This window comes from Streptomyces sp. NBC_01803 (assembly GCF_035917415.1).
GTDB lineage: Bacteria > Actinomycetota > Actinomycetes > Streptomycetales > Streptomycetaceae > Streptomyces.
In genome coordinates, this window is the sequence record NZ_CP109073.1 from 4,239,211 (window position 1) to 4,265,540 (window position 26,330).

Genomic DNA, 26,330 nt, shown 5'->3' on the forward strand with positions numbered 1-26,330 from the left:
GCGGGTGTTCTCTCCTCAGCTCTCGGCCAGGTCGCGAGCGAGCAGCCCGGCGAGGATGTCGACGACGGGGGGTTCCAGGAGCGACATGTGGTGTCCGGGCAGGGGGGTGATGGTGAGGTCGGCGCAGTGCGCGTCCCAGCCCAGTGCCTCGTCGGCGCGTTCGTAGCGGGCGTCGCGGACGGTGTGCGGCGCCTCTTCCATGGCCCGGTAGAGCAGGGTGCGGCCGGTGTAGGGGCTGGGGGTGTGGCGTTCGGCGCTGCGCAGGTCGAGGTAGGAGGTGCGCTGGTGTTCGGCGATGGCGGGGGGCAGGTCGATGGCCTGTTCGAGGGCCTTGACGACCCATTGGACCTGCTCGTCGTCGCTGAGTTCGGCGAGTTCGTCGTAGGGGAGGGGAAGTTCGGCGCCGTAGGTCTGCTGGATGTAGGCGGCGAACGCGCTGAAGCGGCGTCGGGCCTCGTCGGCGGGTGAGAGGGCCGGTCCGGTGGCGGGCAGGGGGAGGACGGAGTCGATGAGAACGAGGGCGGTGACGGTGCCGCCGTCGGCGGTCAGCAGGCGGGCGGTTTCCTGGGCGGCGAGTCCGCCGTAGGACCAGCCGCCGAGGATCCAGGGTCCGTCGGGGTGGGTGGTGCGGATGAGATCGGCGTAGGCGGCGGCGCGTTCGCTGACGTCGGCCATGCCGCCCAGGCGTTCGAGTCCGTAGACGGGGCGGTCGGCGCCCAGACGTTGGACGAGGGTGCGGTAGACGGCGGTGGTGCCGCCGGCGGGGTGGGCGAGGAAGAGGGGGGGCAGGCCGGTGCCGGGGGCGAGGGTGGTGAGGGGGCCGGTGGCGGTGGTGGGGGTGAGAGCGGGGCGGATGCGGGTGGCGAGGGCGGTGACGGTGGTCGGCGGCCGGGTCAGGTCCTCGACGGGCACCAGGGTGCCGGTGCCTTCGGACAGCGCTGCCGCGAGGTGGCGCACCAGCTCCGGGTCGGCCTCGGCCAGCCGCAGGTCCGTGAGGGCGCCGGGGGGCGGCCCGTCGGTGAGGGCCTGCCAGGTGTGCGCGACCAGCCGCTCGGCCTCGTCCCGCGGCGCGGGCCCGCCGGCAGCCACCCCGGGCGTGATCACCGCGTCCGCGCCCTCGCCCGCGCCCGCGTCCGCGCCTTCGTCCGCGCCGTCCAGCAGCGCGGCGACCTGGGTGAGGGTGCCCTGGCGCAGCAGGACGCGGGGGTCGACGCGGGTGCCGAACTCGTCGGCGACGGCCGCGATGATGCGGGCGGCCATGAGGGAATCGAGGCCGAGGTCGGTCAGCGGCACGTCGGGGCCGATGCTGTCGGGTGGGTAGCCCATGATCGCGGCGACCCGCGCCCGCAGCCGGTCGGTGGTGGTGGCGGGGGCGCTGCCGGGTTCTGGCTCGGTCGCGACGGTGGGCTGGGTGGTGATGTCGGTGGCCCAGTAGCGGTGGTGGCGCCAGCGGGGGCCGGGGATGTCGATGACGGTGCCGCCCGGGTGCAGGGCGGACGGCGGGGTGGTGACGCCGTTGACGGTGAGGGTGGCCAGGGCGCGGCGGAAGGCGATGGCGTCGTCGGTGTCGCGGCGCAGGGTCGGCAGGACGAGGGTGTCCTGGGCGCCCGTGGTGTGGAGGGTTTCGGTGAGGGGGTGGAGCTGGGTGGGGTGGGGGGCGAGTTCGACGAACACGCGGTGGCCGTCTTCGGCGGCGGCCGTCACCGCCTGGGCGAACCGGACGGGGCGGCGGAGGTTGGCGGCCCAGTAGTCGGCGTCGAAGGTGGCCGTGTCGCGGGGGTCGTCCTCGACGGTGGAGTAGAAGCGGTGGCGGGGGACGGAGTGGGGGACGGTGCCCAGCTCCCGCCGCAGAGGCCCGAGGAGGGGGTCGATCTGGGGGGAGTGTCCGGCTGCGCCGCCGGCGGGCATGACGCGGGCCAGGCCGCCTTCGGCGGTGACGTCCTGGACCAGGCGGTGGATGTCGTCGGTGGTGCCGGTGACGACGCACTGCCCGGGTGAGGAGTGCACCGCGATCTGCACGCTGTCGAGCCCGGTGGCCTTGGTGAGGACGTCGGTTTCCGACAGTCCGATGACGGCCATGGCCCCGCCGCTGAGGCTGTCCAGGAGCCAGGACCGGGTGGCGATGACGCGGGCGCCGGTGTCGATGTCGAGGGCTCCGGCGGCGACGGCGGCGGCGACTTCGCCCATGGAGTGGCCGATGACGGCGGCGGGTTCCAGGCCGTGGGAGCGCCACAGTTCGGCCAGGGCGACCTGGATGCCGAACAGGACGGGCTGGACGACGGAGGGCATGTCGAGTTCGGCGTCGGGGCGCAGGTGGGCGCGCAGGGACAGGCCGGCGTGGCGCTGGATGAGGGGTTCGAGGCGGTCGACGGCTTCGGCGAAGGCGGGTTCGGTGGTCAGGAGGCGCTGGGCCATGCCGGGCCACTGGGAGCCGTAGCCGGAGAACACCCATACCGCGCCCGGCCCAGGGGCGGTGCGGCGGCCGGAGCCGGTGACCAGCGCCGGGTGCGCCCGCCCCCCGGCCAAAGCGGCCAGCGCGTCGGCGAGTTCGGCGGGGGTGTGCGCGACGGCGGCGGCGGTGTGCCGGCCGCGCCCGATGCGGCCCGCCAGGGTCCGGCCGATATCGGCGGCCCGCGCCCGTCGGCCCGTCGCGGACCCCAGCCACCCGGCCAGATCCCCGGCGTCCTGGCGCAGCCTGGCTTCGCTGGGCGCGTCCACCAGCACCACCGCCGGCGCCCCCGCGGCCGAGCGGGCGGCGCGGGTGGTGGGCGGGGTGTGTTCCTGGAGGACGACGTGGGCGTTGGTGCCGCCGAACCCGAACGCGGACACCCCGGCGGTGGCGGTGCCGGAGTAGCGTGGCCAGGGTTCGGCGTCGGTGACCACCCGCAGGGTCAGGTCGTCGAAGTCGATGTAGGGGCTGGGCCGGGTGAAGTGCAGGTGCGGGGGTATCTCCCCGTGGTGCAGGGCCAGCACGGTCTTGATGAACCCGGTCACCCCGGCGGCGGCCTCCAGGTGGCCGAGGTTGGTCTTGGCGCTGCCGATCAGCAGCGGCCGGTCCACCTCCCGGCCCGCGCCCAGGACCCGGCCGAGTGAGGTGGCCTCGATCGGATCGCCCAGCGCGGTGCCCGTGCCGTGCGCCTCCACATAGTCCACCAGCCCGGGCGCCACCGGCCCCAGGCCCGCGTGGGCCTCGGCCAGCAGCGCGCGCTGCGCCTGCGCGTTCGGGGCGAGCAGCCCGTTGGAACGACCGTCGGAATTGACGGCCGAGGCGCGGATCACGGCCAGGATCCGGTCCCCGTCCCGCTCCGCGTCCGCCAGCCGCTTCAGCACGACCACGCCGCAGCCCTCGCCACGGACCATGCCGTCGGCCGAAGCGTCGAACGTCTTGCACCGCCCGTCCGCCGCCGTCGCCCCCGCCCGCTGGAACCCCAGAGTGAGCCCCGGGGTGAGCAGCAGATTCACACCCCCCGCCAGCGCCGTGTCGATCTCACCCCCCGCCAGCGCGCGGGCCGCCTGATGGATGGCGACCAGCGAGGACGAACACGCGGTGTCGATCGCCATGCTGGGGCCGCGCAGATCCAGCGCGTAGGACAGGCGGTTGGCCGCGATCGACAACGCCGCGCCCGGCGGCGTCCACGCGTCGATCCGCTCCAGCTCCGCCGTGGTCAGCCGCGCGTACTCGTTCCCGCTGATCCCGACATACACACCGGTGCGTGAGCCGGCCAGAGCGGTCGCGGACAGCGCGGCGTGGTCCAGACTCTCGCGGGCCACCTCCAGCAGCATCCGCTGCTGCGGGTCCATCGCGACCGCCTCGTTCGGCGCGATCCCGAAGAACTCCGCGTCGAACCCCGCGATCTCCCCGATCCCGCCCAGGAACGCGCCGTGCCGGCTCACCCCGGCCAGCTCCGCCTCCCCGCCCTCCGGCATGAACGGATCCCACCGCCCCTCCGGGACCGTGCCGACCACATCCCCACCCCGGCACAGCAGATCCCAGAACGCCCCGGGCCCGTTCACCCCACCCGGCAACCGGCACCCGAGACCGATCACCGCCACCGCGGCGGAACCCACCGGACCACCGACAACGGGCGCGGGCGCCACCTCAACGGCCGGGGCGATGTCGTTGACCGCCTCGTTCACCAGCGCCGTCAACCGCGCCAGCGACGACGCCTCCCACATCAACGTCGGCGGCAACCGCACCCCCGTCACCGTCGACAGATCGGCGGCCAACGCCACCGCGTCACGGGAGGTCAGCCCCAGCTCGGCGAACGGCCGGTCATCCGTCACCTGATCGGCACTCAGCCCGTACCACTCATTGAGCCTGGCCACGACCGTGCGGCGCACGGACTCCCCGACACTCACACTCACTGCGCCTCCTGCTGTTGCTGTTCCCGGGGCTCCGCGCCGTCGTCCGCCACCACGCGGAGGTGGGAAACATTCCCCTCCGCTCCGGCGTAGGCGCCGGTGAGGTACTGGGCGCGGCAGGCGCTGCGGGAGACTTTGCCGCTGGAGGTGCGCGGGACGGTGCCCGGCGGTACCAGGAGGAGGCGGTCCAGGCGCACGCCGTGGGCGCGGGAGACCTGGGCGCGGGCGGTGCCTTCGGAGGTTTCGCGCAGGGCGGGGGTGGGGTCGATGTCGCGGCGGTGTTCGGCCACCACGATCACCCGGTCCGGGCCGTCGCCGTCGCCGTCGGCGTCGGTGGGGACGGCGAACGCGGCGAGCCGGTCACGGCGCACCGCGTCGACCGTGGACTGGACGGTCTCCTCCAGGTCCTGGGGGTAGTGGTTGCGGCCGTCCACGATGATCAGGTCCTTCAGCCGCCCGGTCACCAGCAGCTGCCCCTCGAACACCGCGCCCAGATCCCCGGTGCGCAGCCACGGCTCCTCGCCCGTTCCCGGGATGAGGGCGCCGAAGGAGTCGGCCGAGCGCTCCGAGCGTTTCCAGTAGCCCAGGCCGATATTCGGCCCGCGCAGCCGGATCTCCCCGATCCGTCCCTCCGGCAGCACCGTGCCGGTGTCCGGGTCGGTGACGCACAGTTCCTGGCCGACCGGCCCCCCGCAGGCCACCAGTGAGGTCGCCGCCGGGTCCGACACCTCCACCGGCTCGATCCGGCCCAGCGTCAGCGCCTCCCGCTCGCACACCACCGCGTGCGGCACCCGGTCCAGCGGATCGGCCGCCACGAACACGGTCGCCTCCGCCAGCCCGTAGGAGGGGCAGTGCGCCTGCGCCGGAAGCCCCGCCGGGCCGAACACCTCCTGGAAACGGTCGATCGTGCCGGTGCGCACCGGCTCGCTGCCGTTGATCAGCGTCCGCACCCGCTCCAGACCCCGCACACCCGCCGCCTGATCCGCGTCGATCCGGGAGGCGCAGTAGTCGTAGGCGAAGTTCGGCGCCGCGCTGATCGTTCCCCGGTAGGAGCCCAGCAGCCGCAGCCAGCGCACCGGCTCCTCCAGGAAGGACACCGGGTCCATCAGCACCGACGGCACCCCGCACACGATCGGCGCGGCGACACTCAGCACCAGCCCCATGTCGTGGAACAGCGGCAGCCACCCCACCGTGGTGGAGCGGTCCGGGTGCCCGTCGAACGCCGAGATCGTCTGCAACGCGTTGGCCGCCACATTCCCGTGGCTGATCATCACCCCGGCCGGAGTACGGGTGGAGCCCGAGGTGTACTGCAGGTAGGCGATGTCGTCCGCGTCCGGGGACACCACGATCTCCTCCGACGCCGCGTCCGGCAGCTCGTCGACCAGCACCACCGGCACCGCCGGGTTCCCGTGCTCCTGCGCGAACGCCCGCACCAACGGCGCGGTCGCCGCGTCCGACAGCACACACGCCGGCTCACAGTCGTCCAGCACGGCCGCCAGCCGCCCCTGATGACCGGGCAGATCCGGGCTGAACAACGGCACCGCGATCACGCGCGCGTACAGACAGCCCAGAAACGCGACCACGTAGTCCAGCCCCTGCGGCAGCATCAACGCCGCCCGGTCCCCGGGACGCACCGTCCCGGACAACCGCTCGGCGACCGCCTGCGCACGCTGGTACACCCGCTGCCAGGACAGGCTGCGGTGAACCCCGGGAGAATCCACCTCGGGAAACTCCACAAAGGTGAACGCGCGGAGATGCCCGCGCTCGGCCGACCAACGCCGCAACTCCGCGGTCAGCGGACGAAACTCGGCGGGCGGTTCTGACATCAACTTCGGTGGCATGACGCTCCATAGGCAGGGCGATGGGGGGACTGCCGAGTGCGGCACGAACGGGTGGGTCAGGGCATCCGTATGCGACGCAGACCCGATCGTGACCCCAAAGAGAAGGTTCTGGCGCGGTGCTCGCGTCGGTTAGAGAACCTGATGACAGTTCCCGCATCGCTCTTTGTCACTTCGGACACAAGGGTCTTGCCCCGCTACGCGAGTATGGTCCCGGCACAGGGAGGGAAGGAGCCACGGTGGGCAGAAGCAGGCAGCTCGCGGTGCTGGCCATGATCGCTCTGGCCGGGTTCATCACCACGCTCGACAACACGGTGATCAACGTCGCGCTGCCGTCCGTCCAACGCGACCTGGGCCTGAGCCTGAAGGACCTGGAGTGGGTCGCGACCAGCTATGTGCTGAGCTTCGGCGCCCTGCTGCTGGTCGGCGGCCGGCTCGCCGACCTGCTGGGCCGTCGGCCCGTGCTGGCCACCGGGCTGGTGATCTTCACCGTCTCCTCGGTCTTCGTCGGGCTGGCCGGAAGCGGCTCATCCCTGATCGCGGCCCGGACCGCGCAGGGCGTGGGCGCCGCCCTGGTCATCCCCGCCTCGCTGGCGGTCGTCGCCACCGACCTCCCGGAGCGGCGGCGCGCCTTCGCGATCGGCGTGTGGACGTCGGCGCTGGCCATCGCGCTGGCGCTGGGCCCGCTGGCGGGCGGCATCATCACCGAGCACTGGGGCTGGGAGTGGGTGTTCTACCTGAACGTCCCCTTCGGCGCCGCCGCGCTCCTGCTCACCCTCGCCGTCCCGGCCGTGCCCCGCGCGGAGAACGACGACAGCCGCCTGGTGAGCGTGCTCGACGTGCCGGGTGTCCTGCTGTCCTCGCTCGCGCTGTACCTGCTGACGTACGGGCTCGTGGAGGGCGGCGCGGAGGGCTTCCGCACCGCGCCCGTGCCGCAGTACCTGATCGGCGCGGCCGTGACGGGCCTGCTGTTCCTGATCGTGGAGTCGCGGACGTTCCTGCCGCTGGTCGATCCCGGGCTCTTCCGCAACCGCGCGCTCAGCGGCGGCACCGCCGCCCAGGTGCTGTGGGGGATCGGCGTCAACGGGGTGTTCTTCTTCACCGCCCTCTACCTCCAGCAGATCCTGGGCTTCTCGCCCACCAAGGCCGGGCTCGCCTTCCTGCCACTGGCGGCGGCGCTGCTGGTCACCACGCCCTACGCGGAGCGCTGGTCGAAGACGCTGGGCGCCCACCGGGTGATCGCCGTCGGGCTGGCGGCGGTCGCGGGTGGCCTGGTGCTGGTGTCGCAGCAGGGCGCGGACGCGACGTACGGCAGCCTCCAGCCGGGTCTGCTGCTGATCGGGGCCGGGTCGGCGCTGACCACCCCGCTCACGATCCGCTCGCTCGACGGCGTGCCGGTCACCCGCACCGGCATGGCCACCGGCGTGGTGAGCGCGGCTCGGGAGGTGTCCGGCGTGTTCGGGGTGGTGCTCGTCGGCGTGGTGCTGACCCGGCGCGAGCGGTCCGCGATCGAGGACGGGGCGGACCCGGCCACCGCGTTCCTGCACGGCTACGACACCGGGCTCCAGCTCGCGGCCGGCTGCGTGCTGCTGGGCGCGCTGATCACCGTGGTCGCCCTGCGCCGCCCGGGCCGCCACCGGGCCCGCCGCCGCGCGCCGATCCCATCGGTCGGGCCGGCCGCGCGGGCCGGGTCGGCGGAACACGTCCCGGCGGACGCGCCGACCCCGGCCGATACCGACGGCTTCGCGCGGCCGGTCACTCCTTTGACGCGGCCGATCGCGTACGCCGCTCCGTCCGGGGCCGCTCCGTCCGGGGCCGCTCCGTCCGGGGCCGCTCCGTCCGGGGCCGCTCCGGCGCGCCCACCGGGCGCGCCGACCAAGACCGCCGCCGAGACCGCCACCTCGGCGCCGCTCGCCCTGCCGCCGCCACCCGCAGGGGCGATCGAGACCGCCGCCGAGGGCGGCGCCTGACGCTACGCGGGCGGCGTCTCGCGCAGTTCCCGGCGCAGCATCTTCCCGACCTGGCCGCGCGGCAGCGACGAGCCGCGGAACTCCATCAGCGCCGGCACCTTGTAGGCGGGCAGCCGGGCCGCGCAGTGCTCGATCAGCGCTGACCTGCTCACCGCCTGGCCGCCCTCCATCACCACCACCGCCCGTACCACCTGGCCCAGGCCCCGGTCCGCCGGGTTCGGCGCGCCGATCACCGCCGCCTCGCGCACCGCCGGGTGCTCGCACAGCACCCGTTCGATCTCGGACGGGAAGACCTGCGCCCCGGCCATGTGGATCACGTCCACGCTCCGGTCGATGAGCGTGACGAAGCCGTCCGGGCTCATCACGGCGATGTCCCCGGTCCTCAGCCAGCCGTCGCGCAGCCTCCCCGCCGTGGCCCGGGGATCGTTCCAGTACCCGGCGAACACCTGCGGCCCGCGCACCAGGAGTTCGCCCGCCTCGCCGGGCCCGGCGTCGGTCGCCGGGTCGTCCTCGCGGGTGATGCGGATCTCGGTGCCCGGCAGCGGGATGCCGACGGTGCCGGGCCTGGCGTTGGCGTTCAGCGGATTGACCAGCACCACGGGGGCGGCCTCGGTGAGCCCGTAGCTCTCCACCAGCCGGGCCCGCCCCACCTCGCCGAACCGGCTCACCGCGTCCGGCGACAGCCGCAGCGCGCCGGACACGCAGCCGCGCAGCGTCCGCAGCGCCTCCAACTCCCGGGGTGGACGGGCGAGCAGGTCCTCGAAGACCGGCGGCGTCGCGTGCAGCAGCGTCGGCTTCCAGCGGCGCGCGGCGCGCAGCAGCCGGCCGGTGTCCGGCGCGGGCAGCAACACCGTGCGGGCGCCGTTCAGGATTCCGGCGCCCAGGCTCAGCGTCAGGCCGTAGACGTGGGAGAACGGCAGCACCGCGAGCGTCGTCTCCCGCTTGCCGCGCAGCGGGGCGTGCCACGCCTCGACCTGGTGCGCGTTGGCGAGCAGGTTCCGGTGGGTGAGCACCACGCCCTTGGGGGCGCCGGTGGTCCCGCCCGTGTACTGGAGCACGGCCATGTCGTCCGGCCGCGCCGGGGCCGGCTCCCCGGCCGCCTCGCCCAGTGGCGCGTGCCGGGCCACCTCATGCCACGGGATCGTGTCCAGGCCGCGCGGCACCCCCGGCGAGAAGCGCCTGCGCGCCGCGCGGGACCTGGCCAGCGGGAGCCGCAGGACCAGCCTCAGCCGGATCGGCAGCGCCTCGTCCAGCGAGGTGCTGATGACGTGCTTGAGCGCGGTGTGCCGCAGCACGGGCCGCACCTTGGGCAGCGCGCCCTCGACGACGACGGCGGCCACCGCGCCGCTGTCGGCGAGCTGGTGCCGCAGCTCCCGCTCGCTCAGCTGCGGGCCGACCGGCACGGCGACCGCGCCGATCCGCAGCGCGGCGAAGAACGTGACCACGAACTGTGGGCAGTTGGGGAGCACCAGCGCCACCCGGTCGCCGGGCGAGACGCCCAGGTCACGCAGGCCGGCGGCGAAACGGTCGACCGCGCGCCGCAACGCGCCGTAGCTCACCCGCCGCCCGAAGAAGACCAGCGCGGTCCGGCCGCCGTACGCCCGTGCCGCGTCGTCCAGCAGTGAGTAAAGAAGAGCGTCCGGTATTCGGACGTCGTGCGGGACCCCGGCCGGATAGAACTGCAGCCAGGGCGCGTTGTCCGCCCGCCTTCCGGACTCCGGCATCTTCCGTCTCCGTCCCCTCTGACCTGGCCCGCGACCTCGTCAGCAGCATGACCAGCAGACGATGATCGCGCACCGACGGCCCCCGGGTCTTGTCATCCACGCGCGGGGGCGGACCCGCGGATTGTGCGTCCTATGACTATCAACCCGGGACGGGTGGTCCACACCCGGCGGGCCACGATCGCGCGGAGGGGGAGGCGGGTCGTGGACGTCCCGCGACATCGCGGACCCCGGATGCTGTGAGGGTTGCCCCGCCGGGCGTGGCAGCCCGCCCGTGTTCTCGGCGAAATGCGGTGATTTGACATGTTCTACCCGCTGGTACCGTGAACTCCGCTGATCCATCGGGCTGTTTCGAGCCGCTCGAACAAGAGAAGAGAAAGGCGGCGCGAGTGAAGCCGCGTAACCCACGTGCGCGAAGGACGCTGAGCGTCAAGGCCCGCGTGTATCTGACGGTGGCGGCGGTGGCCGCGGCGGGCGCCGGAGTGGTCACGGTCGCCGTCGCCGACCCCTCCGCCGACCCCTCCGCGTCATCCGGACACGGCTCCGGCGGCCCGCCGGTCACCGAGCGCCCGGCCACGCTGCACAGCGTGCGGCTGGAGGACCGGGGAGCGGCCGAACGCGGGGTCGCCAGCCGCGACACCGAGCCGTTCAGCAGTGTGGGCATATCGTGGCCGGACTCGGCCGCCGAGCTGGACGGCCGCGTCGAGGTCCGGGTCCGCAGCGCGGTGACGGGGGAGTGGACGGACTGGCAGCCGCTGGACGCCGACAGCGAGGCCCCCGAGACCGAGGAGGGCCGGGAGAGCGAGGCCCGCGGCGGCACCCACCCGCACTGGGTGGGCGAGTCCGACGGCGTCGAGGCCCGCGTGGTGGCGGACGACGGCACCGCCTCGGGACTCCCGGAGGGCATGCGGCTCGACCTGATCGACCCGGGCGTCACCGAGGACGAGGTCGAACAGGCCGTCGACCCGGCCGCCCCGACCCGGCTCACCAGCGCCACCACGACCGCCGCCACCTCGGAGAACGTGGCCCCCGAGATCGAGATCGAGACCGAGGCCGAGATCGAGACCGAGGCCCTCGCCGGCGAGGCACCCACGGCCCCCGCGTCGACCGTCACCCGGCCCGCGATCGTCCCTCGCTCCGGCTGGGGCGCCGACGAGTCGATGGTCGAGGAGCCCTCCGGCTACATCGAGCGGATCGACACGGCCTTCGTCCACCACACCACGGACGACAACGCCTACAGCTGCGCCGACGCCCCCGCGATCATCCGGTCGATCATGCAATACCACGTGCAGTCGCTGGGCTGGAACGACATCGGCTACAACTTCCTGGTCGACAAGTGCGGCACGGTCTACGAGGGTCGCAGCGGCGGCACCGACCTGCCGGTCATGGGCGCCCACACCTACGGCTTCAACAGCTACTCCACCGGCATCGCCGTCATCGGCAACTTCGCGACCGACGGCACGCCCACCCGCGTGATCACCGACGCCGTCGCCCGCGTCGCCGCCTGGAAGCTCGGCCAGTACGGGGTGAGCCCGACCGGCTCGGTCACCCTCACCGCCATGGGCGACACCGGGGTGTGGGAGGAGGGCGAGCAGGCCACGCTCCGCACCGTCTCCGGCCACCGCGACGCCTTCGCCACCGAGTGCCCCGGCGACACCCTCTACGCCCGGCTCGACGAGATCCGCCGCTTCGCGGCGAGTCCGGCCGCGAGCTCCGCCACGCCCACCGCCGACGTCAACGGCGACGGCCTCACCGACCTGCTGACCGCCACCCCGTCCCAGACCGTGAACGGCTACACCTGGGCCGGCGCGGTGCACATCGTGCCCGGCGGCGTGGACGGCCCGGTCGGCGCCGCCCGGATCAGCCTCAGCCAGTCCAGCGGGGGCATCATCAGCGCCTCCCAGCAGGGCGACTCCTGGGGCGCGGCCACCGCCTACGGCGACGTGAACGGCGACGGCTACGCCGACCTCGTCGTCGGCGCCCCCGGCGAGGACGCCACCGGCTACGCGGACGCGGGCGCGGTCACCGTCGTGTACGGCCCCGGCCTGAACGACAGCGCGCTCCTCGCCGCCCCGGCCGGCAGCCTGGCCGCCGGCGCCCGGCTCGGCTCGGCCGTCGCGGTCGGCGACTTCGACAGCGACGGCACGGCCGATGTCTTCACCGCCTCCCGGCAGGGACCGGCGGGCTGGTGGGCGTTCGACGTCGCGGACGGCACCTCGGCCGGCGGCCCGCTCGCCACCGGCGCGGCCGGAGCCGTCACCAACCTCGACGCCACCAGCGGCGACTTCAACCGCGACGGTTACGCGGACGTCGTCGTCAACCACCGGGACGCCGACGGCAAGGACCGGCTGACCCTCCACAAGGGCTCGGCCGACGGCCTCACCGCGGGCACCCTGCTCAGCAGCCCGGGCGGCCGTTCCGTCGCCACGGGCGACACCGACGCCGACGGCTACGACGACCTGGTCGTCGGCCAGCCGGACGCCGTGCGCGGCGGCCAGGTGACCGTGATCCGCGGTGCCTCCGGCGGCTTCACCGGCACCGGCAAGAAGGTCGTCCACCAGGACACCTCCGGCGTCCCCGGCGGCGCCGAGTCGGGCGACGGCATGGGGTACTCGGTCACGGCCGGCGACTACGACCTCGACGGCTACGCCGACGTCCTCGCCGGCCTGCCCGGCGAGGACATCACCCGCGACGGGACCAACCGTTCCAACGCGGGCGCGGCGCTCCTGCTGCGCGGCTCCGCCTCGGGCTTGACCGCCTCGGGCGCCACGAGCCTGACCCAGGACACCGCCGGGGTCCCCGGCTCCACCGAGTCCGGCGACCGGCTCGGCTCGTCGGTGCTGCTCGCCGACCTCTCCGGTTGGGGCCGCGGGGACCTGGCGATCGGCGCGGAGGGCGAGGACGCCGCCAACGGCGTGATCCTCCAGATCGACTCCGGCGGCTCGGGCCTGCTCCTGTCCGGCGGCGTCAACTACGGCCGCGGCACCCTGGGCACCCCCACCGGGGTCAAGATCGGGTGGTCCCTGACCCCCTGACGTTCCCTCGCACGGGGAAGAGCCGTCGGCGCGCGTGTCGCGTGCCGGCGGCTCCTTTCGCGCCCGGCGGGTCAGGGCTGGGCCACGGGCGCGTCTGTGGCCGCCCCTGCGTCGTGGGGCCCCACCGCCAGCACCTGCCGCGGCGCGGGCGCGGGCACGGGCGCGGGTGAGCCCAGAGGCGGAACTCCGCCCACCGCGCGAACACCGCCCGCGGACGACGCAGCGCCTTGCGAATCTCATAAAAAAATTCGAAACCCATCAGATGCGAAACTCCCGGAAGCTTTCGCAGCCCTGCTACGTTGACGCCATGGTCAAGAACGGCAACGGCACCACCCGCGCCGGGCAGCTCTACGCCCGGCTGCGCGCCGACATCCTGGGCGGCCGTCTCCTTCCCGGGCAGCGGCTGAAGTTCCCCGAGCTGTGCGCGCGTTACGGCACCAGCGTGGGGGCCGCCCGCGAGGCGCTGACCCGGCTGATGGCCGAGGGGTTCGTCACCGGCCAGTCGCACCAGGGGTTCTCGGTCACGCCCCTCTCCTACGAGGACCTGGCCGATCTGATCTTAGCCAGGACCGAGATCGAGTCAGCCGTCCTGCGGCTCTCGGTCCTCGACGGCGACATGCGGTGGGAGGCCCGTCTCGTCGCCGCCCTCCACGTGCTGGACCGCACGCCCTTCTTCGACCCCGACGACGCCGATCACCCGTCCGACGAGTGGGCGACGGCCCACGCCGCGTTCCACCTCGCCCTCCTCGACGGCTGCCGCAACCGCCGGATGCTCTCCATCGCCCGCGCGCTGCGCGAGGAGGCCGAGCTGTACCTCCACTGGTCGGTCTCCTTCGGGCAGGAGCCGCACCGCGACATCGTCGGCGAGCACCGCGATCTGCTGGCCGCCGCCGTCGCCCGCGACGCCGACCTGGCCGCCCGGCTGCTGCGCGAGCACATCGCGCACACCGCCCGCCTGCTCATCCGGGGCGCCGTGGACGCCCCGCCGGAGCCGGAGCCGGAGCCGGCGGCGTCCGCGCTCGCCGACGCCGCCCCTGAGGTCTGACGGCGCCGCGCACCGCCCCGGGTCAGGCCGCGGCCGTGCGTAGGACGTGGTGCAGGAGGGTCAGCAGGACCTCCTTCGTGGACGCGCGGTCGCGCGCGTCGCACAGCGTGATCGGCGTGCCGGGGGTGAGGTCGAGTGCCGCGCCGATGTCGGCGAGCGCCGCGACCTGGTGCCCGTCGAAGCAGTTCACCGCGACGACGAACGGGATGCCCCGGTGCTCGAAGAAGTCGACGGCCGCGAAGCTGACGTCCAGACGGCGCGCGTCGACGAGGACCACGGCGCCCAGCGCGCCACGGGCGAGGTCGTCCCACATGAACCAGAAACGGTTCTGGCCCGGCGTGCCGAAGAGGTAGACGATCATCTCGCGATCGATCGTGATGCGGCCGAAGTCCATCGCGACCGTGGTCGTCGTCTTCCCCTCGACGCCGGCGAGGTCGTCCACGCCCGCGCTCGTCGCGGTGATCAGCTCCTCGGTGCGCAGCGGCGCGATCTCGCTGACGGAGGCGACCAACGTGGTCTTGCCGACGCCGAAGCCGCCCGCGATGACGATCTTGCCCGTCGCCGCGTCCGGGCTGGGGACGAGCTCAGAGCCTGCGGATGCCATCGATCACCGCCTGGAGGAATCGGACGTCCGACGCGGTCGAGGCGTCGGGGGAGGACAGGACGATCAGCTCGTGGTCGAGAAGGTCGCCGAGCAGGATCTTGACGACGCAGACCGGCAGGGCGAGATGCGCGGCGACCTCCACCACGGCGGTCGGCGTGCGGCACAGGGCCAGGGTCCTGAGCTGTTCCGGCTGGAGCCGGATCGCGCGGCCGGGCAGCCGGACGGTGCTGACCAGGGAGATCAGCTCGATGTCCGGCCGGCTGGGCTGGGTGCGGCCCCGGGTGAGGGCGTAGGGGCGGACCATCGGCCCGCTCCGCTCCTCGTCCCAGGAGTCCTCCGACCAGTGCGTCATCCAGGCTCACCGCCCGCGGCGTCCGCCCGCCGCCCGTTCTCCGGGACCCGGGGCGGGGCCGTGAGGAAGGTGCCCACCTGCCGGACGAGCAGGGTCATCTCGTAGGCGATCGTCCCGATGTCGACGGCCGAGGTGGCCAGGGCGGCGAGCCGGGCGCCGCTTCCGGCGGCGGTGACGAAGAGGAACAGGTCGTCCATCTCGATCATCGTCTGGCGCACCGCGCCGCCCTCGAAGTGGCGGCTGGTGCCTTGGGCGAGGGACTGCAATCCCGAGGCGATGGCGGACAGTTGCTCGGCGTCGTCCCGGGCCAGCGAGGCGGAGGCGCCGACCAGCAGACCGTCCTCGGACAGCACGATGGCGTGCAGGGTGCCGGGCGTCTTGGCCACCAGACGGTCCAGCAGCCAGCTCAGCCCGCCCTCACCGGCTTGGGTCGCCGTCATGGGGTCTCCTTGTCGAATCCGGTTGGGAAAGTGGGTGCGGAGGGCCGAGGGGGGACGGTTCGTCCAGGGCCCGGCGGGTGCCGCGCCGCAGGGCGAGCAGCACCGCCCGCGCCTGGCCCGCGCTCCGTTCGGCCTCGGCGGCTTCCCGGGCCTCGTCCGCCGCGGTCTTCCCGGCCGGTCCTCCCGGCTCCGCCGGTCTCCCCGGTCCGGGTGCTCCGGGTGCTCCGGGTGCGCCCGCCGGTCGCGGGGCCGGGGGGCCGTCGAGGAGCTGCGGGGCCAGATGGGTCATGCGCACCCGGCGCGGCAGGCCGGCCGCCGGGGGCGGCGGGCCGGGGGGCGCCGCGTCGACGCGCTCGATCGGATCGCCCCCCGGGACGGCCGGGAGCACCCGCCGGTGTCTGCCGCTCTCGCCGTGGGGGACCGAGGCGAGGTGGCGCTCGGCACGGTCGTCGTGCGGGATGCCCACGGTGGCGACGGGCTCTTCGAGGATGGCGTTCGGGAGCAGGACGACGGCGAGAAGTCCCTTGTAGGAGGAGGGTCTGAGGGTGATGGTGATGTCGTGCCGCCGGGCCAGGTGGCTCACGACGATGAGCCCGAGCCGGGGGTCCACGCCCAGGGTGGTGAGGCTGAACTCCGGTGGAGCGGCGAGCAGGTGGTTCGCGGCCTCCAGATCCGCCGGCGGCATGCCCAGGCCGCGGTCCTCGATCTCGACCGCCACGCCCTGCGCGACCGGGACCGGCCGGACGTGCACCTCGGTGTGCGGCGGGGAGAACATCGTGCCGTTCTCGATCAGTTCGGCCAGCAGGTGGATGACGTCCCCCACGGCGGGCCCGATGACCGCGTGGTCGGCGGTGCCGTCGAGCACGACACGTGTGTAGTTCTCGATCTCCGAGACCGAGCCGCGCAGAATCTCGCTCAGCGGCACCGCGGTGTGCCAGCGGCGGCCCGGCGTCGCGCCGCTGAGGATGGTCAGGCTCTCGGCGTTCCGCCGCATGCGGGCGGCCAGATGGTCGATCGCGTACAGATCGGCGAGATCCCCGGGATCGGTCGTCTTGTGTTCCATGCCGTCGATGACGCCGAGTTGGCGGTGCAGCAGCACCTGCGTACGGCGCGACATGTTGAGGAACATCCGGCGGGTGCCCTCGCGCAACTCGGCCTGTTCCAGGGCGACGGCCACTGCCGTCCGCTGCGCCGTTCCGAACGCTTTGGCGACCCTGCCGAGTTCGTCGCTGCCGAAGTCGAGAGTCGGCACCCGGTCCGCCTCGGGAACGTGCTCGCCGCGCCGCAGCCGGTCCACGAGCTCGGGCAGCCGCTGCTCGGCCAACTCCAGCGTGGCTCGCCGCAGACCGGACATCCGGGTCAGCAACGACCGGGTGATCCGGAACGAGACGAGGCCGCACGCGATGACGCCCGCCAGGCCGATGGCGCTGCTGATGAGGACGCGCCGCAGGAACCCCTCCTCGTCGTGGGTGGCCTGATCGGTGAGCGCGGCCCGGCGGGTGAGCGCCAGCCGCCCGAACGACTCCCCGACGGCGGCGGGCGCCTGCGCCCACGCCGGTTCGAGGCGGGGCAGCGCCAGTTCACCGTCCGCTCCGGAGCCGGCGGGGGTGGCGCCCGAGATGACCGCGGACTCCAGCAGGGCCAGCGCCGCTCCGTCGTCGAGCGCGAACGTCTCCTCCAACAGCCTCTGTTGATCGCGGGGGAGCTGCGGAATGAGCCGCTCGACCAGGTGGCGCCGCACGGCGACGGCGGAGGTCAGCGCCTCCCGCTCCCCGGTGCTGATGGTGCCGGTCACCGTGGCCGCGCCGAGCAGCGCGTTCTCCTGGGACAGCAGCTCGCCGGTCTCGATCAGCGACAGCAGGTCGAACAGCGCCTCGGTCAGCTCACTGCCGAAGTCCGCGTGCCGCACGAGGGGCTGGAACAGGTTGTTGGCGGCTTCCACGGCCCGGGTGTAGGCGTCGAAGGCGTCCAGGCGAGTAAGGCGCTCGCCGTCGATCGCGGTGCGGGCGGCCTCCAGTTCCGTGAGCCGGCCCGCCAGTTCGGAGGAGGCGGCGGGGAAGCCGGTCACCTCGGGCCACAGATCGTTCAGGTCGGCGTGGCCGTAGCCGTCGATCGCGGCGTCCGTCTCGTGCCGCAGCGTTTCGAGCTCCTCCCGGCCGTCGCCGGTGGCCAGCCATACCAGGGTCTGCCGCCGTTCGGCCTGCAACGCCTGCCGGAGCGGATTCCACACCGCCTCCGTCGCCCGGAAGTCCCCCCGGCTCTCGCTGAGCCGCTGCCACGGGTCCAGGAGCACGGCCGAACCGGCGCCCCAGAGCGCGGTCATGGCGCACACGGGTACGACCACGAGCAGGACCAGGGAAAGCCGGATGCTGCCGTGGCGCCGCGACCGGGCTATCGCCCTCAGCCACCTCTTGCTGCTGCCTGTCACCCTGCTCCTCGATCGCGGCGCGCGGGCCCGCCCGGAGCCGCCGCGGTACCGCCGCCTCACAGGGGGGCGACCCGGCTCCCGACCAGCCTGGCGAAGATAGATGTGATGAGGAGAGGCGCTGCTCCGTGGACCGGAGTGCGAGGAGGGGCGCGGCCACTGCCCCGGTCGCCGCGACTCCGGGGGTCGCCCTCAGCGGCGGGACACGAGACATCGCGGCCTTCCGCGTACGTTCACCGCGTCGTCACGTGAGCGATAACCTCTCGCGCGGCGATGTTAACGGGTGGCATGGTTTTCCGCCACAGGTCCGAAACCGCTCGTTTTGGCAAGTCCTCGCCGACCGCGTGGCGTTCGTCGGCGCGCTCACCCCGGCACCCCACCCCGTCACCCCACCCGTCAGCTCGACGAATGTCTCCTCCAGCCACCGTACAGGTGCGGTGAGGCGCGGCCCCCGTCGTCGTGGACGTGGTCGAGCATCCGCACCCTCCGCGCGCGGTCCGGGCCCGGCGGGCCGGGGCTCCTCGCGGATATCGCGGGCACGGAACCGCTCCGTCTGGGCGCCGGGCCTCCGACTCGGTGCCGGCGAGGCGGATCTGCTCCTCCTCGCTCCTTACTCCTTACTCCTTCGTCCACGGCCCGCCGCCGCGCGCCGCGGGCCGGGAGGGCATGCCGGAGCAGGGCTCCCACCCGGGCGGCGGGCTCCAGCCGCGCACCGCCGCCGCGGGCGGCGACGCCACCACGACCTGTGGGACGCCGCCGCGGCCTCCTGACCGCGGGCGGCCCCGCCCCCCGCCGTCCGCCCCCGCCGTCCGCCCCCGGCCGGGACCGACCCCCGGCCGGAGGCGGGTCCGCGTGGCGGCGCTCTCCGCCCGGGAGTCCCGGAAACCCCGGAAACCCGGGAAACACGGAATCACCCGCACAGCGGTGAGCGCGTGCTGGTTCGGGTGCGGGGCGTGAAGACGGTGGAGGGCGAAACGGGCCGTCCGGGCCACCGCGGCGGCCCCGACGCGCTATTCCGGGCCCGGACGGAGCCGCGATGAGCAGCGGCCATCGCGGAACGTGACGGCCGCGCCGGGCGCGGAACGGCGCGATGAGATCAACCCCACGGGTGACAGAGGGCGGTCGGCTTGGCCCCGGCGACGCTCACCCGCGCGAACTCCGGTCGTTGGCAAGGAGGTTGGGAGCGGGCCGCGCCCCGGCCCCGCAACCGGGCAGACCTGCGGAAAGGCCGGACGGGCGCCGCTCGCCTGTGCGAATACGCAAAGTGTGGGCGTGCCCCCGGCAGGACTCGAACCTGCGGCCAAGCGCTTAGAAGGCGCCTGCTCTATCCACTGAGCTACGGGGGCCGGTCTCGGTCATGGCGTGGGACGGTGCCCCCTGGTGACCTCGCCGCGCACAGGATAGGGCTTCAAGGGGATCGTCCCGGTTGCTTCACGGCAACACCCTCGTGTGGAGATCCAGTGAAGCAGCCCTGATAATCGCAGGCGAGTGCGAGGAGCGCAGCGTTTTTGGCCCGTCGGGCCAGGGGTGTTGCGTACTCGTTATCCCGCGGGCATGCCGCCGCCCGCCCGCTTTGGGGCGCGTTCGGGCGGAAATGCTAGGGAAATGGATTGAAATTAGGCATTCTGCGCATGTGGCGATCTTGCACGCACGGCCCGAACTGCTGGACGCGCTGACCGAACTGCGCAAGCGGCTCGCTGCCGCGCGCTTCCCGCTGGAGCTGCCCGGCGCCGAGCGGGCACGGCGGTCGCGCGCCGAGCTGCTCGCCCAGCTCGACGGCTACCTGCTGCCCCGGCTGCGCCACCCCGAGGCGCCGCTGCTCGCCGTCGTCGGCGGCTCCACCGGCGCGGGGAAGTCCACGCTGGTGAACTCGCTGGTCGGCTCCCACGTCACCGAGGCCGGGGTGCTGCGGCCCACCACCAGGACACCGGTGCTCGTCTGCCACCCCCACGACCAGCACTGGTTCTCCGGCCGCCGCGTGCTCCCGCAGCTCGGCCGCGTCGTCGGCCCCCGCCAGGAGGCCGAGGGGCCGCTCGCGCTCGCCCTGGTCACCAGCCGCGCCCTGCCCGCCGGGCTCGCCCTCCTCGACGCCCCCGACATCGACTCCCTGGTCGCCGCCAACCGCGACCTCGCCGCCGACCTCATCTGCGCCGCCGACATCTGGGTCCTCGTCACGACCGCGTCCCGGTACGCCGACGCGGTCCCCTGGCACCTGCTGCGCAGCGCCCGCGAGTACGACGTCACCCTCGCCACCGTCCTGGACCGGGTGCCGCACCAGATCGCGGCCGAGGTCTCCCGGCACTACGACAGCATGCTGGACCGCGCCGGCCTCGGCGACATCCCCCGCTTCACCGTGCCCGAGCTGCCCGAGTCGGCCGGCGGCGGCTCCGGGCTGCTGCCGGCCACCGCCGTCGCCGGCCTGCGCGAGTGGCTCGGCCGCCGCGCCCAGGACCCCGCCATCCGCGCCACCGCCGCCGCCCGCACCGCGACCGGCGCCCTCGGCTCGCTGCGCGGCCGGATCGCCGCCCTCGCCTCGGCCGGCGCCGCCCAGTACGCCGCCGCCGTCCGCCTCGACCAGCGGCTCACCGACGCCTATGCCGAGGCCGACCGACGGGTGCGCGCCTGCCTGTCCGGCGGCGGGCTGCTGACCGGGCAGGCCCGCGCCCACTGGCTGGCCTTCCCGGAGGACGCCAGCGCCGAGGAGCTCCTCGACTCGCTGACCGGCGGTCTCACCGGGCTGCTGGTCGAGGCGGTCTCCGCCGCCGACGAGCGCGTCTCCGCCGCCTGGCGGCGCGAGCCGGGCGCGCCCGGGGGCGGCGACGACGGGAGCGAGGCGATCCGCGAGCGTGTCGGCCTGCTCGTGCGCCGGCTGCGGCGCTGCCTGGAGGAGCTGACCGAGGAGGCCAGGGCGGCCGTCGGGGCGCGCGGCGAGCCGGGCGAGGACGCCGAGACCGCGGCGCTGCTGGCCGCCGCGCTGCTCGGCGGACGCACCGGCAACGTCGCGCAGCAGGCGCTGGCCGGCGTGCTCGGCCCGCGCGCGGCCGTCAAGCTGCGCGACCAGGGCGCCCGGCAGGTGCGCGCCTGCGTGGAGCGGGTGCTCACCGGTGAGCGCGAACGCCGGGGCGCCCCGCTGCACGACCTCGGCATCACCGCGGAGCCGCAGGTCGAGCTGGTCGCCGCGCTGTCCGCCGTCCAGGCCCGGCAGCCCCGTACCGCCGCATGACGCAGCCGTACGCCCCCGCGCCGTACGCCCCGGCGCCGTATTCCCCACGACCGCCACAGCGACCGGAGATCTCACCATGGCCTACACCGAGACACCGACCGGGACACAGGACGGGACACCGACCGGGACACAGGAAGGGACGCAGGACCGGGCACGGACCGGGGCACCGGACGGGAGGCACGGCGCCCTGCGCGTCCGGCTCGGCGCGCTGCGGGAGCTGGTCGGGCTCTCCCGCACCCGCCTCGACGAACAGGTCCTCGCCGAGGCCGGCCGGGTCCTGGACGACGTGGCGGCCCGCGAGCGGCTGCCGGACTCCTACACGGCCGTCGCCATCGCCGGCGCCACCGGCAGCGGGAAGTCGACGCTGTTCAACGCCCTGGCCGGCGCCCAGCTCTCCGAGACCGGGGTGCGCCGCCCCACCACCGCCACCGCCGTCTCCTGCACCTGGGACGCGGGCACCGGGCAGAGCGCCGAGAGCCTGCTCGAACGGCTCGCCGTCCCGGCCCGCGCCCGCCGCCGCGCCCACGTGGTGGACACCGGGCTGCGCGGCCTGGTCCTGCTCGACCTGCCCGACCACGACTCCGTGGACACCGCCCACCGCGACCAGGTGGACCGGCTGCTCTCGCTGGTGGACGCCGTCATCTGGGTGGTCGATCCGGAGAAGTACGCGGACGCGGTGCTGCACGAGCGGTACCTGCGCGCGTTCGCCGGTCACGCCGACGTCTCCCTGATCGTGCTCAACCAGGCCGACCGGCTGCCCGGCGACGCGGTGGACGCCGTCCTGGACGACCTGCGGCGGCTGCTGGACGAGCGCGGCGTCGCGCTCGGCGAGCACGGCGAGCCGGGCGCCGGGGTGCTCGCCGTCTCCGCGCTCACCGGTGACGGCGTGGCCGAGCTGCGGCAGGCCGTGGGCGAGCTGGTGGCCGGCCGGACGGCCCCCGGACGGCGGCTGGCGGCCGACGTGGACGGCGTCGCCCGCCGCCTCGCCCCGGTCTACATCGCTGACGCCGCCGAGGCCCCGGCCGGGCTGACCGCGCGGACCCGTGAGGAGTTCGAGGACCGGCTCGCCGCCGCCATCGGCGCCCCGGCCGCCGGCCAGGCCGCCGAGCGCGGCTGGCTGCGCCGCGCCGACCGCGCCTGCGGCACGCCGTGGGCGCAGCTCCTGCGCCGCCTGGCGCACCACCACGCCGAGCGCCGGGGCGAGCCGCCCGCGCTGGCCGCCAAGCGGACCCGCACCGCCAGCCCCCCGGTGGTGGCGCGGGCGGCCGTCGAGCAGGCCGTGCGGCAGCTCACCGAGGACGCCACCGAGGGGCTGCCCGAGCCGTGGGCCGCCACCGTGCGCGACGCGGCCTGGCAGGGCGCGGAGGGCCTGCCGCAGGCCCTGGAGAGCGGCCTGGAGGAGCAGGCGGCCGGCCGGCCGGGACAGCGCGGCCGGGCGCCCCGCCCCCGCTGGTGGTCGGTGGCGGCGATCGGGCAGGCGGTGCTGCTGGCCACTCAGTTCCTCGGCCTGTGCTGGCTGGTGACCGCCGTGGCGAGCCAGCCGGTGGTGGGCCGCTGGTTGCCGTTCACGCTGCTGTTCGGCGGCTCGGTCGGCGGCCCGCTGCTGGCCTGGGCCTGCCGGATCGCCGCGCGGGGCCCGGCCCGCGCCTGGGGACAGCAGGAGGAGTGGCGGCTGCGGCGGCTGGCGGCCGACCGCGGGCGCAGCCAGGTCCTGGAGCCGGTGGCGTCCGAGCTGATGCGCTACCGGGAGGTCCGCGAGCGGTACGTCATCGCCGCCTCGCCGACCGGCGGCACGGAGTTGTCCCCCACCTTGGCCCCCACCGTCATCCGGTGATCTGCCGACTTGGCCGGACGAACCGACGGCCGGGCAGATAACGATTGCTTACGGAGATGTGTAAGTCATGGGGTGACTGGGCATATTGGCTGACCCCCTCTCTACGATCCTGCCTGCACATGGGACGTCAGAATGAGCGTGGGGCCCGGAAATACGGCCTCGCGCCCGTGAGTTCGTGGAGGGACCACACATGATGCTTGTGCGCGGGCGCACAGCTCCCCGCCTCGCGGCCACCGCACTCGCCGCCGGGCTGTTCGCGGCCGGGACGATCGCGACCGCCGGGTCGGCGGCGGCCGACGAGGTGCCGGTGGGCGGCGGCGCCACCGCCACCCTGGAGGGGCTGGAGGTGTTCGGGGAGGTCACCGTCTCCTTCCCGGACGGCGGTGAGGACGAGGAGGTCAACGGCGGTCTGTTCCGTCTGACGGCCCCCGGCGGCGCGGGCACGTTCCTGACGTACTGCATCGACTACAACACCCACACCCAGCCGGACGCGGTGTACGAGGAGACCGACTGGGCCTCCTCCACCCTGTCCGGCGACGAGGACGCCGGGAAGATCCACTGGATCCTCCAGAACTCCTACCCCACGGTCGACGTCCACGCCCTGGCCGGCACGGCCGGGATCACCGGGGACCTGACCGAGGAGGACGCCGCGGCCGGCACGCAGGCGGCGATCTGGCAGCTCTCCGACGAGGTCACCGCCGTGCCGCACGACGCGGAGGCGCGGGCGCTGAGCGAGTGGCTGCTCGGGCAGGCCCAGGACCTCGCCGAGCCCGAGGTGTCGCTGGAGCTGACCCCGCCGCAGGTGTCCGGGCAGCCTGGCCAGGTGATCGGCCCGGTGACCGTGACCACCACCGCGGACGCCGTCGTGGTCACCCCCGACCTGAGCGCCGTCGAGCAGGGCGTCACCGTCGTCGACGCCAACGGTGAGCTGATCGCCGAGGACCAGCCCGTCGCCGACGGCACCGAGCTGTACTTCTCGGTCCCCGAGGACGCGACGGACGGCAGCGCCTCGCTGACCGCCACCGCCAGCGCCGAGGTGCCCGTCGGCCGCGCCTTCACCGGCACCGACGCCGAGCACCCGACCCAGACCATGATCCTGGCGGACACCTCCCTGGCGTCCATCCCCGTCGGCGCCTCGGTCTCCTGGGCCGCGCCGGGACAGCCGTCCCCGTCGATCACCGCCGAGGAGGTCTGCGCCGAGGGCGGCGTCGAGGTCACCGTCACCAACAACGGTGACGAGCCCTTCGCGTTCGAGCTCGCGGGCGAGACCGTCGAGGTCGCGGCCGACGGCAGCGAGTCCGTGCTCGTGCCGGTCGCCGACGGACAGGCGTACGACATCGTGATCGACAACCCGGTCGAGGGCGAGGCGGACTGGGAGTTCAGCGACGTCCTCGACTGCGCCGCCACCGACGACGGCACCGGCAACGAGCCCGCCCCCGCCTCCACCGGCGGCGCGGGCGGCGCGGACACCCCCGGCGACTCGACCGACCTGGCCGCGACCGGCAGCGGCACCAACCCCGGCCTGATCGTCGGCATCGCCGTCGCGCTGCTGGCCGTCGGCGGCGGCGCGGTCTTCTTCATCCGCCGCCGGACCGCCGCGGCGGGCGCCGGATCGCAGGAGTGACACCCGGCGGACGGTGAGCGGCGGCGTGAGCCGTCTCACCCGGACACCAGGGGCGGGCCCGGTCGGGCCCGCCCCTTCGTGTCGGGCCAGGCCGCCGGTTTCCGCCGTGGCCGGAACATGCGGCAGGATGGAGGTATCTGCGGTATGCCCACTGACGAACCCTGCCGGACGGTTTCTCTTGGCTGAGTACATCTACACCATGCGCAAGACGCGCAAGGCGCACGGCGACAAGGTGATCCTCGACGACGTGACGTTGAGTTTCCTGCCAGGGGCCAAGATCGGTGTGGTCGGCCCCAACGGCGCCGGCAAGTCGACCGTTCTGAAGATCATGGCGGGGCTGGAACAGCCCTCCAACGGCGACGCCTTCCTCACCCCCGGCTACAGCGTCGGCATCCTGCTCCAGGAGCCCCCGCTCGACGAGTCCAAGACCGTCCTGCAGAACGTGCAGGACGGCGTGGCCGAGACCAAGGCCAAGCTCGACCGGTTCAACGAGATCGCCGAGCAGATGGCGACCGACTACACCGACGCGCTGATGGAGGAGATGGGCACCCTCCAGGAGCAGCTCGACCACGCGGGCGCCTGGGACCTCGACGCCCAGCTCGAACAGGCCATGGACGCCCTCGGCTGCCCGCCCGGCGACTGGCCCGTGACCACCCTCTCCGGGGGCGAGAAGCGCCGCGTGGCGCTGTGCAAGCTCCTGCTGGAGCAGCCCGACCTGCTGCTCCTGGACGAGCCCACCAACCACCTCGACGCCGAGTCCGTCCAGTGGCTGGAGCAGCACCTCGCGAAGTACCCCGGCACCGTCGTCGCCATCACGCACGACCGGTACTTCCTGGACAACGTGGCCGAGTGGATCCTGGAGCTCGACCGCGGCCGGGCCTTCGCCTACGAGGGGAACTACTCGAGGTACCTGGAGACCAAGCAGTCCCGCCTGAAGGTCGAGGGCCAGAAGGACGCCAAGCGCGCCAAGCGGCTCAAGGAAGAGCTGGAGTGGGTCCGCTCCAACGCCAAGGGCCGCCAGGCCAAGTCCCGCGCCCGCCTCGCCCGGTACGAGGAGATGGCCGCGGAGGCGGAGAAGACCCGGAAGCTCGACTTCGAGGAGATCCAGATCCCGCCGGGCCCGCGCCTGGGCAACATCGTGGTCGAGGCCGACCGGCTGGGGAAGGCGTTCGGCGAGAAGGTCCTCGTCGACGGCCTGTCCTTCACGCTGCCGCGCAACGGCATCGTCGGCGTCATCGGCCCCAACGGCGCGGGCAAGACCACGCTGTTCAAGATGATCCTCGGCCTGGAGCCGGTCGACTCCGGCTCGGTCCGGGTCGGCGACACCGTGCAGATCTCCTACGTCGACCAGAGCCGGGCCAACATCGACGCCAAGAAGACGCTGTGGGAGGTCGTCTCCGACGGCCTCGACTACATCAACGTCGGCCAGGTCGAGATGCCGTCCCGCGCCTACGTCAGCGCCTTCGGCTTCAAGGGCCCCGACCAGCAGAAACCGGCCGGCATCCTGTCCGGCGGCGAGCGCAACCGGCTCAACCTCGCGCTCACCCTCAAGCAGGGCGGCAACCTGCTGCTCCTGGACGAGCCCACCAACGACCTCGACGTGGAGACGCTCTCCTCGCTGGAGAACGCGCTGCTGGAGTTCCCCGGCTGCGCGGTCGTCGTCTCCCACGACCGGTGGTTCCTCGACCGCGTCGCCACGCACATCCTGGCGTACGAGGGCGAGTCCAAGTGGTTCTGGTTCGAGGGGAACTACGAGTCGTACGAGAAGAACAAGATCGAGCGCCTCGGGCCGGAGGCCGCGCGCCCGCACCGGGCCTCGCACAAGAAGCTGACCCGGGGCTGACCGTGCGCCACGCG

14 protein-coding genes and 1 tRNA gene are annotated in these 26,330 nt (G+C 73.9%); 7 read left to right on the plus strand and 8 right to left on the minus strand.

Going from position 1 to position 26,330, the window contains the following annotated elements:
- Window positions 1-15: 15 nt before the first annotated feature.
- Window positions 16-4,365: an acyltransferase domain-containing protein gene (locus OIE51_RS19325; protein WP_326598995.1), complete on the minus strand. Its 4,350-nt coding sequence runs from the start codon at window positions 4,363-4,365 to the stop codon at window positions 16-18.
- Window positions 4,362-6,188, minus strand: a complete 1,827-nt coding sequence (locus OIE51_RS19330; RefSeq protein ID WP_326598996.1) for a fatty acyl-AMP ligase — start codon at window positions 6,186-6,188, stop codon at window positions 4,362-4,364. The genes OIE51_RS19325 and OIE51_RS19330 overlap by 4 nt, the downstream gene beginning before the upstream one ends.
- Before the next feature lie 251 nt (window positions 6,189-6,439).
- On the opposite strand from OIE51_RS19330, the gene OIE51_RS19335 reads away from it, so the two are divergent.
- Complete coding sequence (locus OIE51_RS19335; protein ID WP_326598997.1) at window positions 6,440-8,170, plus strand: MFS transporter; 1,731 nt, start codon at window positions 6,440-6,442, stop codon at window positions 8,168-8,170.
- A gap of 2 nt (window positions 8,171-8,172) precedes the next feature.
- Here OIE51_RS19335 and OIE51_RS19340 read toward each other — a convergent pair whose 3' ends face one another.
- Window positions 8,173-9,894: an AMP-binding protein gene (locus OIE51_RS19340; RefSeq protein WP_326598999.1), complete on the minus strand. Its 1,722-nt coding sequence runs from the start codon at window positions 9,892-9,894 to the stop codon at window positions 8,173-8,175.
- A gap of 386 nt (window positions 9,895-10,280) precedes the next feature.
- On the opposite strand from OIE51_RS19340, the gene OIE51_RS19345 reads away from it, so the two are divergent.
- Entirely contained in the window at window positions 10,281-12,926 is a 2,646-nt protein-coding gene (locus OIE51_RS19345; protein WP_326599000.1) for an FG-GAP-like repeat-containing protein, read from the plus strand.
- A gap of 307 nt (window positions 12,927-13,233) precedes the next feature.
- On the plus strand, window positions 13,234-13,971 hold the full coding sequence (locus OIE51_RS19350) for a GntR family transcriptional regulator (RefSeq protein ID WP_326599001.1): 738 nt from the start codon (window positions 13,234-13,236) through the stop codon (window positions 13,969-13,971).
- A 22-nt stretch (window positions 13,972-13,993) separates the two neighbouring features.
- Here OIE51_RS19350 and OIE51_RS19355 read toward each other — a convergent pair whose 3' ends face one another.
- The 5 genes from OIE51_RS19355 to OIE51_RS19375 form a co-directional block, all read right to left on the minus strand.
- Window positions 13,994-14,575 carry a GTP-binding protein gene (locus tag OIE51_RS19355; protein ID WP_326599002.1) on the minus strand — a complete coding sequence of 194 codons (582 nt, stop codon included), beginning with the start codon at window positions 14,573-14,575 and terminating at the stop codon, window positions 13,994-13,996.
- A complete protein-coding gene (locus OIE51_RS19360) occupies window positions 14,556-14,927 on the minus strand; it encodes a DUF742 domain-containing protein (RefSeq protein ID WP_326599003.1) in 372 nt (123 codons plus the stop codon). The genes OIE51_RS19355 and OIE51_RS19360 overlap by 20 nt, the downstream gene beginning before the upstream one ends.
- The gene (locus tag OIE51_RS19365; RefSeq protein ID WP_326599004.1) at window positions 14,924-15,367 is read right to left on the minus strand and encodes a roadblock/LC7 domain-containing protein; all 444 of its coding nucleotides are present in this window, start codon (window positions 15,365-15,367) and stop codon (window positions 14,924-14,926) included. Before OIE51_RS19365 ends, OIE51_RS19360 begins: the two co-directional genes overlap by 4 nt.
- On the minus strand, window positions 15,345-17,795 hold the full coding sequence (locus OIE51_RS19370; protein ID WP_326599005.1) for a sensor histidine kinase: 2,451 nt from the start codon (window positions 17,793-17,795) through the stop codon (window positions 15,345-15,347). The genes OIE51_RS19365 and OIE51_RS19370 overlap by 23 nt, the downstream gene beginning before the upstream one ends.
- 1,270 nt (window positions 17,796-19,065) lie before the next feature.
- A tRNA-Arg gene (locus OIE51_RS19375) sits at window positions 19,066-19,138 on the minus strand.
- Between the two features lie 296 nt (window positions 19,139-19,434).
- Between OIE51_RS19375 and OIE51_RS19380 the strand changes: the two genes are divergently transcribed.
- The 4 genes from OIE51_RS19380 (at window position 19,435) to ettA (ending at window position 26,316) form a co-directional block, all read left to right on the plus strand.
- On the plus strand, window positions 19,435-21,015 hold the full coding sequence (locus tag OIE51_RS19380; protein WP_326600698.1) for a dynamin family protein: 1,581 nt from the start codon (window positions 19,435-19,437) through the stop codon (window positions 21,013-21,015).
- Window positions 21,016-21,091: 76 nt separating this feature from the next.
- Window positions 21,092-22,849: a GTPase gene (locus OIE51_RS19385; RefSeq protein WP_326599006.1), complete on the plus strand. Its 1,758-nt coding sequence runs from the start codon at window positions 21,092-21,094 to the stop codon at window positions 22,847-22,849.
- 190 nt (window positions 22,850-23,039) lie between these two features.
- The gene (locus OIE51_RS19390; RefSeq protein ID WP_326599007.1) at window positions 23,040-24,473 is read left to right on the plus strand and encodes a thioester domain-containing protein; all 1,434 of its coding nucleotides are present in this window, start codon (window positions 23,040-23,042) and stop codon (window positions 24,471-24,473) included.
- A gap of 178 nt (window positions 24,474-24,651) precedes the next feature.
- Window positions 24,652-26,316 (plus strand): energy-dependent translational throttle protein EttA, encoded by a 1,665-nt coding sequence (gene ettA / locus OIE51_RS19395; protein WP_326599008.1) that lies wholly within the window; start codon window positions 24,652-24,654, stop codon window positions 26,314-26,316.
- Window positions 26,317-26,330 lie beyond the last annotated feature (14 nt).